The sequence below is a fragment of the Burkholderia sp. WP42 genome (assembly GCF_000745665.1).
In the GTDB taxonomy this organism is placed as follows: Bacteria; Pseudomonadota; Gammaproteobacteria; order Burkholderiales; family Burkholderiaceae; genus Burkholderia; species Burkholderia vietnamiensis.
The window spans coordinates 36561-53043 of record NZ_KN050726.1 but is presented as its reverse complement, the minus strand read 5'-3'; the positions used below and the strand labels follow the sequence as shown (position 1 = coordinate 53043).

Genomic DNA, 16483 nt, shown 5'->3' with positions numbered 1-16483 from the left:
CCGATCCAGTTATAGCCTCGAAGCCGCAATCAAGACCCCGCCAGTGCCTGCCGCCCGGCCTGCAGATATGCGTTCATCTCAGCTTGCGGCACCATACCGCCGCCCGTTGCCCAGATCACATGCGTCGCGTCCCGCATGACGGAGTCGTCCAGCTGCATGCGGGCACGGTAACCTTGCCGCTCCGTCGACACGCGCGCGAAACCCGGTGCGCCGGCCAGCGCCGACGGCTCCAGCCGGATGTCGCTCGTCTGCGCCATCAGCGCGAGCATTGCATATAGCTCGCGATCCTCGACGGTGAAATAGCCATCGATCATCCGTTGCATCGCACGACCGACGAATCCGGAAGGGCGTCCGACCGCGAGGCCGTCGGCGGCCGTCACGTTGTCGATACCGAAATCCTGCACCGCAAGCTGCTCGTGCAAGCCGGTCAGCACGCCCATCAACATGCACGGCGAATGGGTCGGCTCCGCGAAAACACAGTGCACCGCATCGCCGAAGGCGAGCTTCAAGCCGAACGCGACACCGCCCGGGCCGCCGCCTACGCCGCAAGGCAGATACACGAAGAGCGGATGCGTCGCATCGACACGCACGTTCGACGCTTCGAGCTGACGCTTCAGGCGCTCACCTGCGACCGCATAGCCGAGGAACAGCGTCGTCGAATTTTCGTCGTCGACGAAGTGGCACATCGGATCGTTAGCCGCAAGACGCCGGCCGTTCTCGATCGCTTCGCCGTAATCGCCCGCATACTCCACGACCGTCACGCCATGCGCGCGCAGGCGGTCCTTCTTCCATTGGCGCGCATCGGTGGACATATGCACGGTCGCCGCAAAGCCGAGCGTCGCGCTCGCGATGCCGATCGACATGCCGAGATTGCCGGTCGACCCGACCGCGATGCGGTGCTCGCGAAACAGCGCGCGACATGCGTCGCCGGCGAGGACGCGGTAATCGTCGCCGTCGTTGAGCAAGCCGTGGCGCAGCGCAAGCTGCTCGGCGTAGAAGAGCACTTCATAGATGCCGCCACGCGCCTTGATCGAGCCGGAGATCGGCAGATGGCTGTCCTGCTTGAGCAGCAGGCGCCGCGGCGTTTCCACGCCGTAACGTTCGCTCAATGCCTGCGCGAACGCAGGCACGTCGGTGAGCGGCGATTCGATAATGCCGCCCGTGTCGCGCACATCGGCGAACAGGTCGGCCAGCAGCGGCGCGAAGCGTTGCAGGCGCGCGCTCGCATCGGCGATATGCGAGGCGTCCAGCGCAATGTCATCGAGCGCTTCGGTCAGCGGCGCGACGGCGGGGTTGAACCACTCGACCGGCTCGAGCGCCATCAATGGGCGCAGAAGCGGGTAGTCGCGAAGCCAGGATTCGAGTGGCTTGCCGTAGATGGAATCGGTCATGGGCAAAATCAGACTGCCGAAGCGCAAGCGTGGGAGGACGACGCTGCGTCCAGCACCGGCGGATGCGTGACGATGGAACGGAGATCGACATCCGATGCGCGCAATTTCACGACATCGGGAATCGGGCGGCGCATTTCGTCCGACGACTCGAAGAGCGTTTCGAATGCGCGTGCCGCGTCGAGCAGCGCAAGATCGCCGCGAAATGCACCGATCATCTGCAAGCCGAACGGCATGCCGCGATGATCGACGCCGCACGGCAGCGACACGGCCGGATTCGTCGTCAGCGTGACGACATAGGTCAGCGACAGCCAGCGATAGTAGTTTTCCAGTGCGATGCCGTTCACCGATTTCAGATACGGCTGCGTCCAACGGAACGGCGAAACAGGCGTCGTGGGCGACAGGATCACGTCGTAGCGATCGAACAGCGTCTGGAAGCGGCGGAACAGCCGCGTCTGGTCGGCATGCGCGCGCACGCAATCGGCAAGACCGAGGTTGATGCCCATTTCGTAGTTGGCGCGCGGATTCGGCCCGAGCAGATCGGGATTCGTCTCGTAGGCTTTTTGCAGACCCGCGACGAAGGCTTCCGCGCGCAGCACGTCGAAGCATTGATGCGCGCCCGAGAAATCGACGTCGATCGGCTCGCAGACGGCCACTTCGCCGCGCAGCAACGCGATCCTGCGGCGAAACACGGCGCGGATATCGTCATCGACCGCGCAGACACCGAAATCTTCCGTGTAGCCCACACGCAGCGTCGCGAGATCCGTGTGCGCGCGGCGTTCCATCGTCGCGTCGAGCGCGCACGGATAACCGAGCGGATCGCTGCCGGATTGCCCGACCGTCGCGGCGAGTTGGAGCCACGTGTCCTCGACGGTGCGACCCATCGGCCCCACCACGGCAATTGGCGTCCAGCCGAGCGGCTTGCGATCGCTGGGCACGAGCCCCGGCGAGGTGCGCAAACCGACCACGCCGCATTTGGCCGCTGGAATCCGTAGCGAGCCGCCCGTGTCCGAACCGGACGCGAGTGGCACCATATCGAGCGCAAGCGCCGCTGCCGAGCCGCCCGACGAACCGCCCGCATTCAGACGCGGATCGAATGGATTGCCCGTCGCGCCCCACACCGGATTGAAGCTGTTCGCACCCGCGCCCATTTCGGGCACGTTGGTCTTGCCGACCACGATCGCGCCTGCCGCGCGCAACCGGCGCACCAGCGTGTTGTCCTGTGCGGGAATGTTTGCGCGGTACAACGGCGAACCGTAGGTGGTCAGAAGGCCTTCGGTTTCTTCGAGATCCTTGATGCCGACAGGCAAGCCGTGCAGTACACCGACGGCATTGCCGCGTGCGAGCGCGGCGTCGGCGGCGCGCGCTTCGCGGCGTGCGCGTTCGAAACTCGTCGCCGTGATCGCGTTGACATACGGATTGAGCGTTTCGATGCGCGCGATGCAGGCATCGAGCAGTTCAACAGCGGAGATTTCCCGCGCCAGCAACAGCGCGCGCAACGCGACGGCGCTATGGCGGGTGAGTTCGTGGCGGTCGCTCATCGGGCGGTCCTTTAAACGGTCATGCAACAGAGCGCCAATGTAGACGACGAGAAAGGCAGCGACCAGTGATGAATATCGAAACGTGGATTCACTTTTGCTCAACGCGTGCGGCAGGTGCGAGCTCGCGGCTCAAGTGCTCGATAAACGCGTCCAGAAGCGGCGGCAACGCACGCCGCGCGAGCGTCTGGATTTCGATGGCGCGTTCGCTCGTCGTGAGTTCCGGCACGTGCAACGCGACCAACTCGCCCGATGCCAGACGCGGCCGCACAAACAGTTCTCCGCTGAACGTGACGGCGTCGCTGGCGATGGTGAAGCCGAGCAGCGTTTCGAGCGTTGCGCTGCTCAGCACGCTCTTGCATGCGACGCCTTCGCGGCTGCAATAGATATCGATCAGCTTGTGCAGCGTCGAATGCACGCCCGGCAACGCGAGCGGATAAGCGAGCAGTTGACGGAACGAAACCTGCGGCACCTGCGCGAGCGGATGCGACGCCGCGACGATCGCGAAAATCGGCGAAGGCATGGAGAACGCGGTGTGGATGTCTTTTTCCGGTCCGAAACTGAACGTCAGACCGACATCGCATTCGGCTTCGCGCACGCGCTGAGTGACGCCTGCGGCCGTGTCGACCACGACCTCGAACGACGCCGGGGCGACGGTTCGGCGGAACACCGCCATCGCGCGCGGCACGAACGTGGCCGCGAATCCTTCCGTGCAGGCGATGCGGATCGTGCGTTCGGCTTCACCGCGCAGTGCGTCGATTTCCAGAGAAACCTGCTCCGCGTCGAGCTGCGAACGGCGCGCATACGCGGCGAGCATTTCGCCTGCCTTGCTCGGCACCATGCCGCGCGATCGCCGCACGAACAGCGGCGTGCCGAGCTCGCTTTCGAGCCGCGCGATTTGCCTGCTCACGGCGGAAGGCACGACGTTCAAACGACTGGCGGCGTCGGCAACGGAGCCGGTGTTGACCACTTCGAGGAAGTAGCGGACGGCGGCTTCCTGAAGAATGCGGGCGCTCATGATGGATCGATGTGATGAAACGTGATGCTTCATCATAGCGCCTGTCGCCGCCGTCGAGCGATCAGGCTTCTTTCGTCGCGCCCACATGCGGAGTGGCTTCGGGCACCAGACGAATCGACAGATTCGTGACGAGCGCAAACGCCGTTGCCACAATCAGGAAGCCGAACACGGCGTCGTAGTTGCCCGTCGCCGACACCAGCAGGCCGATGATTGCAGGCGCAACGAACCCCGCCACCTGCCCGCCGAAGTTGACCATTCCCGCGCCTGTGCCGATGAGATTGGTCGGCAGGAATTTGGCCGGCAACGCGAACACGCCTGCGAACACGAACGATTTGAAGAAGTAGACGATCGACTGGTACGCGATCACGCCCGTCACCGTTTGCGCCGTGTACATCTGGTAGAGGAAGAACCCCGAGATCGCGCAGCACGCGGCCATCAGCCACTTCTCGCGACCATCGAACCAGCGCGTGAGAATCCAGCCGCCGAGTGCGGTCGAGATGCTCGCCGCGACGAACGGCAACGGTGTCAGCATGCCGACGGCCTTCAGATCGAGGTGGCGCTCGGTCAGCAGATACGCGGGCATCCATGCGTCGAGCCCCTTGTTGACGATGCCCATGCCGAACCACGTCAACAGGATCTTCCACATCAGCGGCATCTTGAGCAGCGCGCGCGTCGCGTCGCCGTCGATGCGCGCGGCGCGGCCATTTGAATCGCGCTTCTGATGCGTATCCTTCACGGCGAACAGATAAAACAGCGCGAACACGAGGCCGGCGCAGCCCGCAACGAAAAATGCATGGCGCCAGCCGAGCAGCAGAATCAGCGGTGCGATCGCGAGCGGCGCGATGAAACTGCCGACGTAGTTCGACGACATCAGCAGCGCGGACATCTTCGGACGATCCGCTCGCGCCACCGATTCGGTGACGCCCTTGACGGCCGCGCCGGGATAACCGCCTTCGCCCAGACCGAAGATGAAACGGATCGCGATCAACGAGGCGAGCGACCACGCGAGGCCGGTCATCAGCGTGAACAGCGACCAGAATGCCACCGAGACGACGATGACCTTCTTGCTGCCCCAGCGGTCGGCGATCCAGCCGCCGGGAATCTGCATGGCGGCATAGCTGATATAGAACGTGCTCATGACGACGCCGAGCGCGGCCGAGCCGACATGAAACTCCTTGCCGATGGCAACGAGCGAGAGCGCGATCGCCGAGCGGTCGATGTATGAAATGCAATAGCCTAGATAGAGCAGCGCGAATACCGCGAAGCTGGCGCGTCTGCTCTTGTTCGGATCGATCATGCCGGGCACCTGTCGATAGAGAAGAGACCGGGCTCGCGTCGGCCATGCCGAGCGCGCCCGCCTTGACTAGTCGAATCGATCGTAAGCAGCCGCAAATGTGCCGACAAGTGACATATTCCGATGTCTCCGTTCGCGAAAACTCATCCGAGAAGCGCGGCGACGGGGCGGAGTGAATTACTGCCCGCCGTGACCGGTCCCTAGATACGCGCGTGCTTCGCCGTGCTTGCGGTGCGACAGTCTGTATATTGGGCTGCGTTTCGTCACCTTTTCGCCAAGCTCGCGCATCGGCGCGATCCGGCGCCGTCTGTCATGGCACGATGCACGCTGCGCAACGAGGGACCGCTGGGGGCCGGAGCGATGCCCCCAACCCGTCGATTCCCCTTGCACCTGACGCTACGTCAGCTTTTAACGTTGACCCTCGACGATCGAGAAAGCAATGCGACTGAAAATCGGCGAACTCGCGAACAAGGCGGGATTGACTGTCCGTACGCTTCACCACTACGACGCGATCGGGCTGCTGTCGCCGTCGCAGCGTACCGAAGGCGGCGCGCGCCTGTATGGGCAGGATGACCTGATCCGGCTGCATCGCATCGAGGCGCTGAAACGTTTCGGGTATTCGCTGCCGGACATCAAGGCGAGCCTCGAGGGCGACCCGGCTCGCGTTCCGCTGGAACTGCTGCAACGACAGATCGCCGAGCTGAATGCGCAGGCGCTGCGCGCGCAGCGCCTTGGCCGTCGCTTGCAATACATCGTCGACATGGTTTGCGCCGGCAGCGAGATCGCCGCCGCCGATTGGATGAACGCTCTGGAGCTGATGAACATGTACCAAAAGCATCTCGATGACGAAGAACTCGATGCGTTGCTGGCATCCGGGCCCGAGACGGCGGCGCCGTCGGATCCGGCATGGGCCGCGCTGATAGAGGAGGTCCGCGTTGCCATGCAGAACGCGTTGCCCACCGCGAGCGATGCGGCGCAGGCTTTGGCGTGGCGCTGGATCCGGCTCGTGGTCCGGATGACGCGCAATGACCCGGACCTCGCGACCAAGCTGATGCTGATGCAGCTGCGCGAGCCGCGTGCGCGGCAAATCGTGGGCATTACCGTCGAGATGCTGGAATGGATCGACGAAGCCTTCATGCACGCGCGCTGCGCGCTGCTCGCGAAGTATCTCAGTCCGGCGCAGGCCGACGAGGTGCGCCGTCGTCAGTTCGCGAGCGCGAAGCATCGCGCATGGCCGGCGCTGGTGGTCGAGCTGAGGGCGAACATGGCAGCCGGTGTCGACCCCGGCGCCGCGCCGGTGCAGGCGATCGTCGGGCGCTGGCAGCAACTGTTCCGCGACAGCTTTTGCGGAGACGACGCGGTGCTGGAGGCACGTGTGCGCGATGCGTTGATGCGCGAGCCCGATCTGCAACTGGGCGTGGGCCTCGACGATTCGCTGCTCGCGTATCTGAACGCCGCGCATCTCGCCGGCCGCGACATGTCGCCAGTCGACGGCGGCCCGAAGCCGAGCGCGTTGATGGTCGCGACGCAGCGCGCCGCACATCAACTGCTCGATCGGCCGCTGGTGCTCGACGATCCCGTTGCGCTGCCGATCCTCGGCGCCGCCGAAGCACAGGCGCTGCGTGACAATCTCGACCGATTCCGCGAGCCGCCGTCGGTCGGCATGCGCAGCTCGGTCATCGTGCGCAGCCGGCTGGCCGAAGACGTGTGGCGCGAGGCCGTCGAACGCGGCATTCGTCAGTACGTGATTCTCGGGGCGGGGCTCGATACCAGCGCGTTTCGGCATCCCGATATGCCCGGGCGAATCTTCGAGGTCGATTTGCCGGCAACGCAGGCGTGGAAGCAGGCTCGCTTGCGTGAGGCAGGCATCGCGGTGCCGTCGTCGCTGCATTTCGTGCCGGTCGACTTCGAAAGCGTCGGGCTGGCGGAGGGATTGGCGCGGGCGGGTTTCGACGCCGATGCGCCGGCCGTTTTCAGCTGGCTCGGCGTGACGATGTATCTCGACGAGGAGGCGGTCATCGACACGTTGCGCTTCATCGCCGGTTGCGCGAAAGGCAGCGCCGTGCTGTTCGAGTACGTGACGCCGCTTTCGGGCTTGCCGACGATCATGCGTATCGCGATGGAGCAGTTTACGGCGGGGCTCGCCGAGCGCGGCGAGCCGTGGAAAACCTTTTTCGAGCCGGCCGTCATTGCCGAGAAGTTGAGTGCGTTGGGATTCGGCCAGATCAATGCGTGGACGCCGGAGGAATTGAACCAGCGCTATCTGGCGAACCGCGATGACGGATTGCTCATCGGGGTGACGCCTACGCGGTTGGTTCTTGCGACGGTTTGAGAACGGTTCGTGCGTGGGGAGTTCGATACCGATAAGCGTCAAGACGAAGCATGCATTTGAATGCGACGGCTATTGAGCCGGTTTAGCCCATTTTGGCCGTGCTAGAGTGAGTCCGCCCGTCATGGTCTTCTCAAAGGCTATAGCGCTTATATGACCTACGTTGCTCAACTTGTCGCCGTCGGCGGCGTAATGCTTCTGGCCTGCGTCAGCCCCGGTCCCGACCTCATCGCCGTCACGTCGCATGCACTTGCCAAACGACGGGCCGGTCTTTATGCCACTGCCGGCATTTCGACTTCACATGCGTTATGGGCGGCGCTCGCAATCTTCGGCCTTGGGCTCATCCTCGCAAAGCTCGCGTGGCTGTATGAAGTCATTCGGATCGCCGGCGCGGTTTATCTCCTCTATCTCGGCGGAAAGACGCTCGCCGGGTTGAGAAAACCGATGCAGCAAACCGAGGTAGATGCGCAGTCCGCCAAGAGCGACGGGCAGGCATATCGACGAGGTCTGTTGGTCGGACTTACCAACCCGAAAGCGGCGGCGTTTTTCGGCAGCCTTTTCATCACGGTCCTGCCGGCGCATGCCCCGCTGTGGGTGCACGGCGCGACCCTGGCCATCGTTACGGCAGTCTCGCTGACGTGGTTCGGCGCGATGGCGATTCTGTTTTCCACCGAGCGCGTGCAAGTGGGTTACGCGCGCATACGCAAGCCGATCGATGCCGTGATGGGGACTGTCTTGCTCGGTCTGGGTGCGAAGCTCGCGCTGGATCGATAGCCCGGTTATCGGGCATTGCGAATGCCGGCAACTGCATAATTCGTCGCCGACGAGCCTCTCGCAAATTGCGTGAGAGACCGTTTTTACGTGATTGCCAGCCTGATCGAAGACAAATGCTTCGGGTAGTGGTGACGGTATTGCGGGCGATGGTCGGGCTCGCCGCTCAAAAATCGACCGCCCCGAGTACATAGTCAGCCATTCGAGCGCGAGCGTGCCGGCACTCCGGCAATATGAACCGACCATGTCATCCGGGCGCCGATCAACCGGGTGAGTGCCGCGCGGCCTTCGACGACCGGATTCGGCGGCGGAAACGGACGTCTGTGCGTATCACAGGCGGTTGCCGGGCATGAAGCGACGCTCGCTCGATTGTGACATATGGCTGAAGCTCGACACGTTTCAGCCATTTACCCCATTTGGTATCGTCTATCGGCCGTCGCCGTCAGGCTGAATCACTCTGGCTAGCCACGTAAGGTCTGTTGCACCGAGCCCAAGCCCCGGTCGATGCCGGTGCTCGGGGAAAATGCTCACAACTTTCTAAAGATTTTTGATCTGCAGGCCGTTAATCACGTCGGGGCCATTTGAGTAGTAAAGGCACTCGTGGATCAATAACGCAAGGAGAAAAAATTGAGCATTCCGCAAGTCGATTACAGCGATGATATGGATATGAAGAAGACGGCAAAGCAGGTTGCCGGAGTGGCAGCGGGGGCGGCCGCAGTTGCTCTCCTGCCAGTCGAGGCACCTGTTGTAGCCGTAGCGGCAGTCACTGTCGGCGCCGGTATTGTTGCGGCTAAAGCAGTTGGCGCTCTGTGGAGTTGGATTGCCGACTAACAAAGAGCTTGCGTAATCCTTCGATGACGCACGCTCGGAAACGATCCGCTGCTTGACGAGGGGGTCGTTTCTTTTCTATTGGGGGGAGGGTTTCGGCGACGACCGCGCCACGGTGTGCAGCATCAACGGAAAGGCTCCGAACTATATAGCGGCAGGATCTGAACCTACGAGCTTTGGGCTACGCGCCCAACGAACTGCCAGACCACGCCATCCATCTATTCGGATCTTACTAATGTCGGTGGCTGCAGCGCAGCAAGTGAATCTTTCGTAATGGCCAAGCTGGGGAACGGCGCCGATGCTGACTGAGCGACTCAAACGGTTCAATCGCTGCCAATGGTCGAATCCACCATTAAGCGCACCGGTGCGCGCCGATATTCACCTGCCGCCGTCGCGCCCGCTGAGGCGAGCTTGTCCCCGCCACCTCAAAAAATCGACCGCCCCGAATACGTGGTCAGCCATTCGAGAGCCAGCGTCCCCGCCAACGAATTTCCATTCGCATCGAGCCCCGGCGCCCACACGCAAACGGCCATTTCCCCCGGCAGCACCGCGACGATCCCGCCGCCCACGCCGCTCTTCGCCGGCAGCCCGACCCGATAGACGAAATCCCCCGCCGCGTCATAGGTGCCGCAGGTCAGCATCAGCGCCGACAGCCGCTTGGCCGAGCTCGCATCGACGATCCGCTCGCCGGTGACGGGCGCGACGCCGCCGTTCGCGAGAAACAGCGCGGCCTGCGCGAGTTCGATGCAGTTCATCTCGATCGCGCACTGGCGACAGTACGCGTCGATCACCGTGTCCGGCGGCATCTGCATGTTGCCGAAGCTCGCCATGAAATGCGCCATCGCACGGTTGCGCTCCGCGTGCTGAAGCTCGGAAAGCGCGACGCGCGAATCGTAATCCACGTCGGTCGCGCCGATCAGCCGCCGCACGAATTCGACGAGCGCCGTCTCGGCCTTCACGAAACGGCGGCACAGCACGTCGGTGACGACCAGCGCGCCGGCGTTGATGAACGGATTGCGCGGCTTGCCGCGCTCGCTTTCGAGCTGCACCAGCGAGTTGAACGCGGTGCCCGACGGCTCGCGGCCCACCCGCTCCCACAGCGCGTCGCCGAGCAGCTGGAACGCCAGCGTGCACGCGAACAGCTTCGAGATGCTCTGGATCGAGAAGCGCTCCCGCGCGTCGCCGACCGTGTAAACGTTGCCGTCGAGCGTCACGACGGCCATCCCGAACTTGTCGGCCGGCACTTTCGCCAGCTCGGGAATGTAGTCGGCCACGCGGCCCTGGCCGATCCAGGGGGCGAGTTCGGTGTGGATGCGTTCGAGAATCGGCTGGTAGTTCATCACGTGGAGCAGGGCGGGCGCACGGCCCGAATTCCGGGGAGCCCGTATGGAACAGTTTTGCCGCCGATTCGTCAAGCGCGACCGCCATGGCGCCCTTATTTTCAAGATGCCTCAACGTGCGACCGGCGGGCGCAGTATCATGCGGTACGTTTCGGCCGCCGGCCGGTATCCGCGCAAGCCGGTGCCGGTACGGTCCTCCCGTATGTTCCGACCGTTGACCATGTCCTTTCGCATCCTGCTCGTCGAAGACGACACCTGCCTGTCCACGCTGATCGCCGGCTACCTGCGCAAGAACGACTATGAAGTCGACACGGTGCTGCACGGCGACGCCGCCGTGCCGGCGATCCTGTCGACGCGCCCCGATCTCGTCATCCTCGACGTGAACCTGCCGGGCAAGGACGGTTTCGAGATTTGCCGCGAAGCGCGCAAGCAGTACGACGGCGTGATCATCATGGTGACGGCGCGCGACGAGCCGTTCGACGAACTGCTCGGCCTCGAATTCGGCGCCGACGACTACGTGCACAAGCCGGTCGAGCCGCGCATCCTGCTCGCCCGCATCAAGGCGCAGCTGCGCCGTGTCCCGGCGCGCTCGATCGAAGGCGCGGCGGCGCAGCCGGAGCGCTACACGTTCGGGCAGTTCTCGATCGATCGCACCGACCGCTCGGTCGTGCTGCCGGGCGGCGGCTCGCCCGACCTGACGTCGGCCGAGTTCGACCTGCTGTGGGTGCTGGTGTGCCGGGCCGGGGAAGTCGTCAGCCGCGACGACCTGATGCTGCAGCTGCGCGGCGTCGAATTCGACGGCCTCGATCGCACGATCGACGGCCGCATCTCGAAGCTGCGCCGCAAGCTGCACGACGACGCGGGCAACCCGCAGCGGATCAAGACGATCCGCAGCAAGGGTTACCAGTTCAGCAAGCATGCGTGGGACTGATGCCGCGCCGCCGCCGCTGCGCCGCCGCCGCTGCGCCGTCGGCCGCCGCATCCGCGCAGCGCACGATAGCCGGAAGCCGCGATGATCCGACGCAACCCCTCGCATCCCGACGCAGCGCCGCTGTCGCCGCTGCGCTACGCCAAATGGCGCTGGCTGCATTTCCGCCGCGCATGGACGGACACGCGCGCCGACCGCATTCCGAGCTGGTCGCGGCTCTACGTGCGCACCTACCTGCATCTGCTCGGCCTCGTGCTGCTGACCGCGCTCGTGCCGGGGCTCGCGCTGTGCGTCGTGCTGTCGCCGCAGGTCGTATGGCATGCGTTCGACGCGTTGCCGGGCGACATCTGGATCGTGCTCGCGTTCATGCTCGCCGCGCCCGCGCTTGCCGCCTACCGCTGGATGCGGCCGGTCTGGTCGGATCTCGTGATGGTGCGCGAGCGCGCGATCGACTTCACCGGCGGACGCTTCAACACGCGCGCGCGCGAATCGCACAGCGTGATCATCGGCCCGCTCGCGCGCACGCTGAATGCGCTGGCGATGCGCATGGAGCGGCTGATCGCCGCGCAGCGCGACCTGACGAACGGCATCTCCCACGAGTTGCGCACGCCGCTCGCGCGCGTGCGCTTCGCGCTCGAGATGCTGCGCGAGCCGGGCTCCGCCGCCGAATACTACGGCGCGCTCGACAGCATCGCGCAGGACGTGACCGAACTCGAAGAGCTGATCGACATGAGCCTCACCTATGCACGGCTCGAATACAGCTCGCTGCAGTCGAACCTCGAGCTGACCGCGCCCGTCGCGTGGTTCGAGCATCAGATCAGCGACGCGCAGCTGCTGTATCCGGAGCGCGCGATCGAGTCGCGCATCGCGATCGCGTCCGATCTGCGCGTGAAGATGGACCGGCGGCTGATGTCGTATGCGATGCGCAACCTGCTGCGCAACGCGAGCAAGTACGCGAACGCGCGGATCGTCGTCGGCATCGCGCTCGAGCACGGCAACATCGCGATCTTCGTCGAGGACGACGGCCCCGGCGTGCCGGAGAACGAACGCGAACGGATCTTCGACGCGTTCGTGCGCCTCGACCGCCGCACCGGCGGCTACGGGCTCGGGCTCGCGATCACGCGCCAGGTGCTGCACGCGCACAACGGCCGGATCGCCGTCGTCGATCCGGTCGTGCTCGGCGGCGCGCGGTTCGAGATCAGCTGGCCGATCTGAGCGCCTTCGCCTTCAATACGTGCGGCCGAGCTGCAGGTAGATGTTGCGCCGCCCGCCCGGCGCGAGCGCGACGCCCATGTACAGCGGCCCGAACGCGGTCGTCAGGCTCGTGAAGAACGTATAGCTCTGCTTGAGCGTGCTGCCGCCCACTTTCACGCCGCTGGTCCACACGTTGCCGAGTTCGGCGCTCGCGCCCACCGACAGCGCCTTGATGGGCGACGCGTTGAACGTCATCAACTGATTCATGTACGTCACGTTGCCGTACGCGAGTTCGTTGCCGGTGAGCTGGTCGGCCGCATACGCGGCCAGATGCTGGAAGCCGCCGAGCGTGAAGTTGAACGCGTTGATCAGGTTGGTGCCGCCGATGCTCTTGCCGCCCTCGAGCGTGGCGCTGACGCTGTGCCGGCCGTACTGCTGCGCGATCATCGCCTTGCCGTAGAGCTCGGTGTAAGGCTTGTTCGACGTATCTGCGAGATCCTCCGCCGACTGGCTGTTGTGCGACCACAGCGAGCGTTCGATGCGCAACTCGGTGTAGTAGCCGCGGCGCGGGAACATCGGGTCGTCGAGCTGATCGATGACGAGGCGCGCGCGCGCCGTCAGCGCCTGCGACGTGAAGCTCGGCCACATCAGCGTCGAGCCGTTCTCCTCGAACGGGAGCGGCAGGTTGTAGTTCGGCGAGCCGTGCCCGGTCGCGTAGCCGATGCCCATCCGGAAGTCGCCGAGCCGCGCGATCGGCAGCCCGAAGTCGAGCCCGGCGCGCGCCGTCTGCATCAGATACTGGTTCAGCTTGACCTCGCCGGTGTTGTCGTACACGTTCACGTAGCGGCGCTGATATTCCGCGTACGGCGAGATGTAGAAGCCATAGGCGGCCGGCAACGGTTGGCGCAGCTCAACGCGCGCGGACTGCAGGTCGCTGCCGATCGTCGCATCCGCACGGAATTCGAGGCCCGATTCGGTGAGCCACGGCCGCCGGTAGCCGACGTGCAGGCGGAAGCCGCCTTCGTCGGTCGAGCTGCTCGACATCCCGACGCCGAACAGCAGGAAATTCGGCCCCCAGTATTTCTCGCGCGCATCGATCTCGAGCACGTTGTCGTCGCCGTGGCTCACGATCTGCTGCGTCACGCTTTCGAAATTGCCGTCGGTCGTGAGCCGCAGCAGGTCCTGGCTGACGGTCGCCGGATCGTAGATGTCGCCCGGCTTCACGTGCAGCGCATCGCTGACGACGCGTTTCGGCACGCCGCCGGTCGTCTTGATCTCGATGCGCGTGATGCGGATCGGCGGCGGCAGCGGCTGCGCATGCGCGGACCGGTACGCCGCGTACTGCTCGGGCGTGAGCGCGAGGTGCCTGAGGCGCGGCAGCGCGGCCGTCGCTGCAGCCGCGCCCGCGGCGATCGCCTGCTTCGCGTTCTGAAAGTCGGTGAACGCCAGCGAGCCGAGGTCAGGCGTGAGCAGCACGTCCTGCGCGGCGAGCTGCTTGCGCTGCGACGTCACGTTCTGGCGAATCAGGATGCCGACCATCTGCTGCATCACGTCGGCCGGCGACGCGAGCGCGTCGAGCGGGCGCAGCTGCGAGCCGATGTCGACGGCGATCACGACCTTCGCGCCCATCTGCCGCGCGGTGTCGACCGGCAGGTTGCTGACGAGCCCGCCGTCGACCAGCGCGCGCCCGTTGATCTCGGCCGGCGCGAACAGGCCGGGCATCGCCATGCTCGCGCGGATCGCGAGCGGCAGCGAGCCGCGGTCCAGCACGACCATCTGGCCCGTCTGCAGATCGGTCGCGACCGCGCGGTACGGGATCGGCAACCGGTCGAACGGCTGGTTGGTCGGCACGGCGGCGGTCCAGTCGGCGAGCAGCGCCTGCAGCCGGTTGCCCTGCACGAGGCCGACCGGCGCCTTCACGCCTTTCTTGCCGAACCCGAGCGTCAGGCTGTTGATGTACAGGCGCTCGTCCTCGCGGCTGCTTTGCGGCAGGTCGGCGCGGTCGGTCACGTCGAACGCGATGTCGGTCAGGTTCACTTCGGACAGGCGCTTGCGCATTTCATCGGCGGCCATCCCGCTCGCATACAGGCCGCCGACCACGGCGCCCATGCTGGTGGCCGCGATGCAGTCGATCGGGATACGGTTGTCTTCCAGCACCTTCAGCACGCCGAGGTGCGCGTAGCCGCGCGCGCCGCCGCCCGACAGCACGAGGCCGACCGGTGGGCGGCCGGCCGGACCGCCGTCGGCGGTGCAGCTCGGTGTGGGGGCGGGTGCCGCGGCGGCGGCCACGGCTGCAGGCGCTATCGTCGCGGATGCCACGGCCGCGGCCGAAGCGGCGCCGGCCGCGCCGGCGCCTGCCTGGGCGGCGCGCGTTGCGGGGTCGGCGGCCGGCACGGGCTGCGCGGCGGCGGCGCAGCACCAGAGCGCAACGAGCGTTGCGCCGAGCCGGCGCGCCGCGAGCCAGCGAAGGGAGGCAGGCGCTGTCATGTTGGAATACCTGGCGTGATCGGGCGTCGGAAGCCTGCCGGGGGCAGGCAAGACCGAGAGATTACCGTGTTTTACAAGCGCAGCGCGAGCGCTCGGCGCGTAGTCGTGCGGCGGCCGGCCCGGGTTTTCGGTCATTTCGTCGCAAAAAAATCATTAGAATTGCCTAAAGTATCGGAACGATTTGCCGCTAAGTCCGTGATGGGACCGCAAATGCGTGCCGCATCGATGCGGGCCGGCCGTTCAGGCCGGTTTGTTCATGAAAAGGGTTGATATGTCGACACCGCTGTTCGGAAAGTTGTTTGCGCAACCCGTTGCGATCGACCCTGGAACGGCGAGTACGCGGATTTATACGCACGAGCGCGGCGTGGTCCTGAACCAGCCGTCGGTCGTCTGCTTCCGCAAGGCCGGCATGTCCGATGCGCGTCCGACCCTCGAAGCGGTCGGCGAGCGGGCGAAGGCGCTGCTCGGGCGCGAACCGGGGCATCTGCAGGCCGTGCGGCCGATGCGGCACGGCGTGATCGCCGATGCGCACGCCGCCGAACAGATGATCCGCCGCTTCATCGACATGTCGCACACGCGTTCGCGCTTTCGCCGGCGCGTCGAGGTCACGCTATGCGTGCCGTCGGACGCCACGGCGGTCGAGCGTCGCGCGGTGCGCGAAGCCGCGTTCGCGGCCGGCGTATCGGACGTGGCGCTGATCGAGGAAGCGCTCGCGGCCGGGCTCGGCGCGGGCCTGCCGGTCACCGAGCCGGTCGGCTCGATGGTCGTCGACATCGGCGCCGGGACGACCGAAGTCGCGGTGATCGCGCTCGGCGGCATCGTGTATCGCGAGGCGATCCGCGTCGGCGGCAACCAGTTCGACGCCGCGATCATCAACTACGTGCGCAACGTGTACGGCGTGCTGCTGGGCGAACAGACGGCCGAGCGCGTCAAGCAGACGATCGGCTCGGCCACCAGCGCCGTGCCGCGCACGTCGACGCGCGCGATCGGACGCGGCATCGGCGATGGGCTGCCGCGCTCGATCGAGCTGTCCAATCACGACGTGGCCGACGCGCTCGCCGCGCCGCTCAAGCAGGTGATCGGCGCGGTGAAATCGGTGCTGGAAAACGCGCCGGCCGAACTGGTGACCGACATCGCGCATCGCGGCGTGGTGCTGACGGGCGGCGGCGCGCTGCTCGCGGATCTCGAACGCCTGCTGCGCGACGAGACGGGGCTGGTCGCCCGCGTCGCCGACGAGCCCGCGACCTGTGCCGTGCGCGGCGCGGGCGAGGCGATGGGGCGGCTCGCGATGTGCCCGGTGGACTGACGCCGGGCGGGCCACGCCAGCCACTCGCGCCCACGCAGCGCCTCTGCCACACACGCGCTGCG

The 16483-nt window shown here is 65.6% G+C and carries 12 protein-coding genes; 6 read left to right on the top strand and 6 right to left on the bottom strand.

The genetic code is table 11. The features are described 5' to 3' along the window. Positions 1-29 precede the first annotated feature (29 nt). The 4 genes from EX20_RS28175 to EX20_RS28160 form a co-directional block, all read right to left on the bottom strand. Positions 30-1391, bottom strand: coding sequence for a D-serine ammonia-lyase (locus EX20_RS28175; protein WP_034195454.1), 1362 nt, complete (start codon positions 1389-1391; stop codon positions 30-32). 8 nt (positions 1392-1399) lie between these two features. Further along, on the bottom strand, positions 1400-2929 hold the full coding sequence (locus EX20_RS28170) for an amidase (protein WP_014723900.1): 1530 nt from the start codon (positions 2927-2929) through the stop codon (positions 1400-1402). Between the two features lie 88 nt (positions 2930-3017). Then, complete coding sequence (locus EX20_RS28165) at positions 3018-3980, bottom strand: LysR family transcriptional regulator (protein WP_034195453.1); 963 nt, start codon at positions 3978-3980, stop codon at positions 3018-3020. Between the two features lie 25 nt (positions 3981-4005). Beyond that, a complete protein-coding gene (locus tag EX20_RS28160; protein ID WP_034195452.1) occupies positions 4006-5241 on the bottom strand; it encodes an MFS transporter in 1236 nt (411 codons plus the stop codon). Positions 5242-5677: 436 nt separating this feature from the next. Between EX20_RS28160 and EX20_RS28155 the strand changes: the two genes are divergently transcribed. The 3 genes from EX20_RS28155 (at position 5678) to EX20_RS32340 (ending at position 9169) form a co-directional block, all read left to right on the top strand. Continuing rightward, positions 5678-7570, top strand: a complete 1893-nt coding sequence (locus tag EX20_RS28155; RefSeq protein ID WP_034195451.1) for an SAM-dependent methyltransferase — start codon at positions 5678-5680, stop codon at positions 7568-7570. A 150-nt stretch (positions 7571-7720) separates the two neighbouring features. After that, on the top strand, positions 7721-8341 hold the full coding sequence (locus EX20_RS28150) for a LysE family translocator (protein WP_034195450.1): 621 nt from the start codon (positions 7721-7723) through the stop codon (positions 8339-8341). 624 nt (positions 8342-8965) lie between these two features. Next, positions 8966-9169: a hypothetical protein gene (locus EX20_RS32340; protein WP_126220594.1), complete on the top strand. Its 204-nt coding sequence runs from the start codon at positions 8966-8968 to the stop codon at positions 9167-9169. A gap of 422 nt (positions 9170-9591) precedes the next feature. Here EX20_RS32340 and EX20_RS28145 read toward each other — a convergent pair whose 3' ends face one another. Beyond that, the gene (locus EX20_RS28145; protein WP_011880674.1) at positions 9592-10506 is read right to left on the bottom strand and encodes a glutaminase; all 915 of its coding nucleotides are present in this window, start codon (positions 10504-10506) and stop codon (positions 9592-9594) included. 220 nt (positions 10507-10726) lie between these two features. On the opposite strand from EX20_RS28145, the gene EX20_RS28140 reads away from it, so the two are divergent. Together EX20_RS28140 and EX20_RS28135 are read left to right on the top strand one after the other, a co-directional pair. Then, the gene (locus EX20_RS28140) at positions 10727-11437 is read left to right on the top strand and encodes a response regulator (protein WP_034195449.1); all 711 of its coding nucleotides are present in this window, start codon (positions 10727-10729) and stop codon (positions 11435-11437) included. An 81-nt stretch (positions 11438-11518) separates the two neighbouring features. Further along, a complete protein-coding gene (locus EX20_RS28135; RefSeq protein ID WP_034195448.1) occupies positions 11519-12649 on the top strand; it encodes an ATP-binding protein in 1131 nt (376 codons plus the stop codon). 12 nt (positions 12650-12661) lie between these two features. Here the strand turns inward: EX20_RS28135 and EX20_RS28130 are convergent, their stop codons facing one another. Continuing rightward, a complete protein-coding gene (locus EX20_RS28130; RefSeq protein ID WP_034195447.1) occupies positions 12662-15115 on the bottom strand; it encodes a patatin-like phospholipase family protein in 2454 nt (817 codons plus the stop codon). A gap of 271 nt (positions 15116-15386) precedes the next feature. On the opposite strand from EX20_RS28130, the gene EX20_RS28125 reads away from it, so the two are divergent. Further along, positions 15387-16421, top strand: coding sequence for a rod shape-determining protein (locus EX20_RS28125; RefSeq protein WP_034195446.1), 1035 nt, complete (start codon positions 15387-15389; stop codon positions 16419-16421). Positions 16422-16483: the final 62 nt, after the last annotated feature.